The organism is Mycobacterium sp. UM_11, from assembly GCF_001414075.1.
Lineage (GTDB): Bacteria > Actinomycetota > Actinomycetes > Mycobacteriales > Mycobacteriaceae > Mycobacterium.
Window position 1 is genome coordinate 1 of sequence record NZ_LATC01000195.1, and the last position, 3,317, is coordinate 3,317.

Below are 3,317 nucleotides of genomic sequence, written 5' to 3' on the forward strand. Positions count from 1 at the left end.
GATAGCGTGATGCCCACACCGCTGGTCCGCGCACCCCATGGGTGGCAACGGGTCGGCGCCTTGTTCAGCCGGATCGGTGCGTTCGCAATCGTCGAGATGCAGAAGCTCCAGCACGACCGGACCGAACTGGTCACCCGGATGGTGCAGCCGGCGCTGTGGCTGCTGATCTTCGGCACCACGTTCAGCCACCTGCATGTCATCCAGACCGGATCGGTGTCGTACCTGGCCTTCCTGGCGCCGGGCATCATCGCCCAGTCGGCGCTGTTCATCTCCATTTTCTATGGCATACAGATCATTTGGGACCGCGACGCCGGGGTCCTGGCCAAGCTGATGGTGACACCGGCGCCAGCGTCGGCGCTGATCACCGGCAAGGCGTTCGCGGCCGGCGTGCGCTCGGTCGCCCAGGTGGTCGGTGTGATGGCGCTGGCGTACCTGATGAACGTCGGCCTGACCGTCAACCCGCTGCGGATCGTGGCGGCGATGGCCGTGGTCATGCTCGGCGCCGCGTTCTTCGCCTGCCTGTCGATGACCCTGGCGGGCCTGGTGCGCAACCGCGACCGCCTGATGGGAATCGGGCAGGCGATCACGATGCCGTTGTTCTTCGCCTCCAACGCGCTGTATCCCGTGGACGTGATGCCGGCCTGGCTGCACGTGCTGAGCAGGGTGAACCCGCTCAGCTACGAGGTCAACGCGCTGCGGGGACTGCTCATCGGCACGCCCTTCGATCCGGTGGACATCGTGGTGCTGCTGGTCGCCGCCGTGCTCGGAATCGCCTCGGCCTCAACGCTATTGCGCCGGCTCGTCGCCTAGTTATCGCCTCGATAGCCGATCGTGACCGATCGACAACGATTTCCGGCCGACGCCTAATCGTTAGCCAACCGCGATGTGAAGCTGCGGCCCTGACAAGCGATTTGCGCCCTCTCCCCGTGTTTGACTGCCCAGCGAACGGATTCGACCGCGGCACGCGGCAGATGAAAGTTGGGATGGGTAGAGAGCTATGAAGTTCTTCGGAAAGTTGCGTGGCGCCGCGGCATCCATGCCGCGCCAACTGGCGGTCGCGGCTATGGGGGCTGCCCTGATGTCCGGCCTCGTCACCGCCGCCGGCGTATCGGCCACCGCGGGGGCGTTCTCGAAGCCGGGTCTGCCGGTGGAGTACCTGGACGTGCCGTCGCCGTCGATGGGCCGCAACATCAAGGTCCAGTTCGAAGGCGGCGGACCGCACGCGGTGTACCTGCTCGACGGGCTGCGGGCCCAGGACGACTACAACGGCTGGGACATCAACACCCCCGCCTTCGAGGAGTTCTATCAGTCCGGCCTGTCGGTGGTGATGCCGGTCGGCGGCCAGTCCAGCTTCTACAGCAACTGGTACCAGCCGTCGTCGGGTAACGGGCAGAACTACACCTACAAGTGGGAGACGTTCCTGACCCAGGAGATGCCGCTGTGGCTGCAGGCCAACAAGCAGATCTCACCGACCGGCAACGCCGCGGTGGGCCTGTCGATGTCCGGCGGCTCCGCCCTGATCCTGGCCGCGTACTACCCGCAGCAATTCCCTTACGCCGCTTCGCTTTCGGGCTTCCTCAACCCGTCCGAAGGCTGGTGGCCGACGCTGATCGGGCTGGCCATGAACGACTCGGGTGGCTACAACGCCAACAGCATGTGGGGACCGTCCACCGACCCGGCGTGGAAACGCAACGACCCGATGCTGCAGATTCCGCGGCTGGTCGCCAACAACACCCGGATCTGGGTGTACTGCGGCAACGGGACACCCAGTGACCTGGGCGGCGACAACATGCCGGCCAAGTTCCTGGAAGGTCTGACGCTGCGCACCAACCAGCAGTTCCAGAACAGCTACGCGGCCGCCGGCGGGCGCAACGGGACGTTCAACTTCCCGGCCAACGGCACGCACTCGTGGCCGTACTGGAACCAGCAGTTGGTCGCGATGAAGCCCGACATCCAGCAGGTGCTGCTGGCCAGCAACACCACGGCGCAACCGGCGCAACCGGCGCAACCGGCTCAGCCGGCCGCCTGACCCCCGAGCAGCATCGGCAGTAGCGCACCGGTCAGCGCTACTGCCGATGCTTTTTCTCGGACCGTTCCATCAACAGAGCGCGCCGGTCCTGGTGGAAGTACGTGTACCCGGTCGTCACCGCGCATAGGGACGTGGCCATCACCAGCATCCAGGTCCCGTTGACGACGACGCTGATGAAGCCGCCGACGGTCGCGCCCACGACGAAGCTGGCGAACAGCAGAAAGTAACCGAGCCAGTCCGAGACGCTTCCACCGCCAGCGATGTGGCGCTCGATGCCCTGGCCCATCTTGACGGTCGTGCCGGTCACATAGCTCAACGGCACCGAAACCTCGCCATCTTTGACAAAAGAGGTGTTCAACGCCCCGGTACCAAACGCCAGCAGCATCATCGGCAAGAAATCGACGAGATTCTCCTCCCATCCCTCGTCGAGCACGTCGACCACGGTGGCGGCCGCCAAACTGAAGGTGGTCAGCACCGTCGGGCCGTGCGGATGGTCCACCCAGAAAAATCGCCGGCACAGCGACGCGACGACCACGCCAGCGACGAACACCGCGATGAGTAGCCCGGCACTTACGGCCAGCCACCCATCACCGGTGAAATAACCGAGGACGGCCCGTTGGGCGTTGCCGGTGATGAAAACCACGAAGTAGCCCGCGGAGTGGGTGAACGAGATCGCGCCCACCACACCGGCCAGGCCCGCCAGCACCCACGACAGTCGCGCCTCGCTATTGAAGGTTTCGCTTGCCACGCTGACATGCTTTCAGACGCTCGCCGACCGCGCAGGGGACGCATAGGGAATTCCTATGCTGCGCCTATGTGCTGGTGAGCCGGGCGATGGAGCGCAGCGGAATCGGCAACCAGCCGGGCCGGTGGCGCGCCTCGTAACCGGCTTCGTACACCGCCTTGTCGAGTTCGTAGGCGGCCAGCAGCTCCGCCGAATCCCGCGGGTCCGTCCCGGAGGCGGCGGCGTAGCCCTCGCAGAACGCGGTCCGGTTGCGCTCGACCCACTCCCGGGCGCGGGCGGCCAGTTGCTTGTCGGCCGCCTGGTCCACCAGCGGCCCGTACGCGGCGTACTCGAAGGACCGCAGCACGCCGGCCACGTCGCGCAGCGGCGAATCCGGCGCCCGGCGCTCGTCGAGCGGCGACCCCGGTTCGCCCTCGAAGTCGATCAGCAGCCAGCTCTCGGGGGTGCGCAGCACCTGACCGAGGTGCAAGTCGCCGTGCACCCGCTGGACGGTGATCGCCTCGCCCGCGAGCTTGGCGAACCGCTCCTCGATGGTGGTCGCGT

The 3,317-nt window shown here is 66.3% G+C and carries 3 protein-coding genes and 1 pseudogene; 2 read left to right on the top strand and 2 right to left on the bottom strand.

What is annotated here, in order from left to right:
- Nucleotides 1-9: 9 nt before the first annotated feature.
- Both WU80_RS24405 and ag85C read left to right on the top strand, forming a co-directional pair.
- Complete coding sequence (locus WU80_RS24405) at nt 10-810, top strand: ABC transporter permease (RefSeq protein ID WP_055405884.1); 801 nt, start codon at nt 10-12, stop codon at nt 808-810.
- A gap of 187 nt (nt 811-997) precedes the next feature.
- Nucleotides 998-2,029, top strand: coding sequence for a diacylglycerol acyltransferase/mycolyltransferase Ag85C (ag85C, locus tag WU80_RS24410; RefSeq protein ID WP_055405650.1), 1,032 nt, complete (start codon nt 998-1,000; stop codon nt 2,027-2,029).
- Between the two features lie 37 nt (nt 2,030-2,066).
- On the opposite strand, the gene WU80_RS24415 is transcribed toward ag85C, so the two are convergent.
- Together WU80_RS24415 and WU80_RS24420 are read right to left on the bottom strand one after the other, a co-directional pair.
- Nucleotides 2,067-2,777: a YoaK family protein gene (locus tag WU80_RS24415; RefSeq protein WP_055405651.1), complete on the bottom strand. Its 711-nt coding sequence runs from the start codon at nt 2,775-2,777 to the stop codon at nt 2,067-2,069.
- A gap of 64 nt (nt 2,778-2,841) precedes the next feature.
- A pseudogene (locus tag WU80_RS24420) lies at nt 2,842-3,317 on the bottom strand (maltokinase); the annotation flags it as partial.

Excerpts from the sequence above, each read along its gene's own strand:
- WU80_RS24405 (WP_055405884.1), top strand. The coding sequence starts at position 10 with ATGCCCACACCGCTGGTCCGCGCACCCCATGGGTGGCAACGGGTCGGC.
- ag85C (WP_055405650.1), top strand. The coding sequence starts at position 998 with ATGAAGTTCTTCGGAAAGTTGCGTGGCGCCGCGGCATCCATGCCGCGC.